Origin of the sequence: Acetivibrio straminisolvens JCM 21531 (assembly GCF_000521465.1) — a bacterium.
Taxonomy (GTDB): Bacteria; Bacillota; Clostridia; order Acetivibrionales; family Acetivibrionaceae; genus Hungateiclostridium; species Hungateiclostridium straminisolvens.
Genome location: NZ_BAVR01000133.1, coordinates 1 through 2,069 on the forward strand (window position 1 = coordinate 1; position 2,069 = coordinate 2,069).

3 protein-coding genes are annotated in these 2,069 nt (G+C 35.5%); all 3 read right to left on the bottom strand.

All coding sequences use genetic code 11. The annotated features are described in order from the left end of the window. Positions 1 to 1,135 (bottom strand): PoNi-like cognate immunity protein (locus tag JCM21531_RS16985; protein WP_038291589.1); only part of this gene is annotated, 1,135 nt, incomplete at its 3' end. A gap of 32 nt (positions 1,136 to 1,167) precedes the next feature. After that, positions 1,168 to 1,680, bottom strand: coding sequence for a hypothetical protein (locus tag JCM21531_RS16990; protein WP_131464572.1), 513 nt, complete (start codon positions 1,678 to 1,680; stop codon positions 1,168 to 1,170). Beyond that, positions 1,652 to 2,069, bottom strand: a 418-nt coding sequence (locus JCM21531_RS16995) for a polymorphic toxin-type HINT domain-containing protein (RefSeq protein ID WP_279379114.1), incomplete at its 5' end; no start/stop codon positions are given. The genes JCM21531_RS16990 and JCM21531_RS16995, both read right to left, overlap by 29 nt.

A 2,069-nucleotide genomic window follows, 5' to 3' on the forward strand; every position in this document is an offset into this window, starting at 1 on the left:
CTAATTCAAAGCTTATAAGCTTAACTTCTTCCTTGGGCCAGTAATTATGTATATTCTCTATATAGTCTATTAACTCTTCTTTATAATCCAACTGCAAAATATAATCTTTGTCCACAAGCATGAACACTATAATCGTACCCAACAAATTCTTATCTTTATTATCCTCCTTATACTCCTCTACATCAAACCATATTTCTTTCAAATTATACTTCTTCCAAAACTCTTCGTCCGGCAGTGTTTTATAATCATTTATTATCTCATTTACAAAACTGTGGAATCTCCCAGGTATTATCCTCTCCAACAAAGGATTACCCGGTATACCATATACCACCGTTTCTTCCCGGACTTCCTCTTCCCTTGGTTCACTATACCAACTTAAATCAAAGGTCATTCCATTCTTATAGTGTGCCAAATCATAAGGATAATGGTTGTTGTCTTTCAATGCACTGTCATCCAGTCCCAGTATCTTGGCCAGTGCCGCTGTATCAAAACTCCAAAAACCATAATAGCCAGGTTCCTTATGGGCATTCCTCCACCCAAAGTCGTAATGTCCCTTGAACCATTCTTTTTCCATATATTTTTCAAGCCTTTTAGATGCCGCTTCCTTGTCTTTGTCGTGTAATGCTATTTTTATAATCTCTACTGTCTTTTCATACGGGTTCTTTTTTTCATATTTCGTTGTACTGTGGTTCCAACCTATATCACAAGCTTTCAATAAAAAATCCATAAGTGCGTCTTCTATTCTTTGCCTTTCTATAACTCTTGCCAGTCTTTTTAACACTTCTTTATCCACTTCCAAAAGGATACCCAGTCCAACCATCCATAAAAGGTTAATGTAGCCGGCCTCTTCTTCACCGCAATTCTCTAAATATGTTATGTTGTCTAAATAGTCATCTATCATTGTATCAGGGTGATTGCCCAAGGAATATTTTGCTAAAAGCATATTCATGCCATACATAAACATTTGAGAAAACGTAATATAAATTATACTTTGGTTATCTCTTGGATATCTTTGTATACCATTCTCTATATCAGCTTTTAATCCAATAATCTTTTCTTTCCTTTTAGAAATGAACTTTCGGTTAGACTCTATTGTTTTCAACAAATAACTTTCATCACACAACGGATCTCTCATATTATTACCCCCTATTTTAATTATTTACTTATTTACGGCCAAAGTCCAATTATATTACCCTCACTATCCAGCCTGTATGTTGTTACTTCTCCATTTATATCTACTTTTGACAATATTCTTTCTACTTGATTATTTGCCAATGCCTCCAATATATCATCTGCTAACTCTTCATTATTATTCAATGCTTTTAAAATTCTGTTATCTCTTGAGCGAGAACCCATTAACCAAGAATCCGACATTTGTTTTCCATCTCTTGTCTTTGTACTAAGTCCCGCTTTTCCAAATTTGGCTTCATCAATCACATATTTAATATTTGAATTAGGATTCTTGTTTATATATATCCCATCTATCCCTTTTGTAATTTTATCATCCGGTGATGCCGGAACTTTACCTCCTATCCGCTCCAAATCATACCCTGCTTCTTTCAATTTTGGATTATTAATAAGATTATCATCTGCCAGATACTCTCCATAATTGCCTTTTTGTTTGTTTGTAGCTTTCTCAAGGTCCAAATCATCAAATCCCATTTTGGTTATAGTCTGCATTATGTACCAATATCCCTTTTTTCCCAACATGATAAGTATGAAAATCATCCACTTTGAAGTTATAAACCTTAACAGGTTCATCTGTTATCTCAAGCTTTTGCTCTTCCACCACCAAAACCTTGCCTTTTGAATCAACCAACTTATCTCCTACTTGCAGTTTTCCCGCTTCAACAAAACCCACATCTTTAACATAAAACGGATGCTCAAAGGTTGTCTTGATTACCTCTCCATTGATTGCCAAATGCAAAAGCTCCGTTGTCTCTCTCACATATGTCTCAAGCACCGTCTTTTCCGCTACTTCAAAAGTTTCAGGATTCGTCGCAATTACCTTGTCTCCTGCCTTGATATTCTCTATCGCAACCAAACCTGCCGCTGTCAATATCATTGTA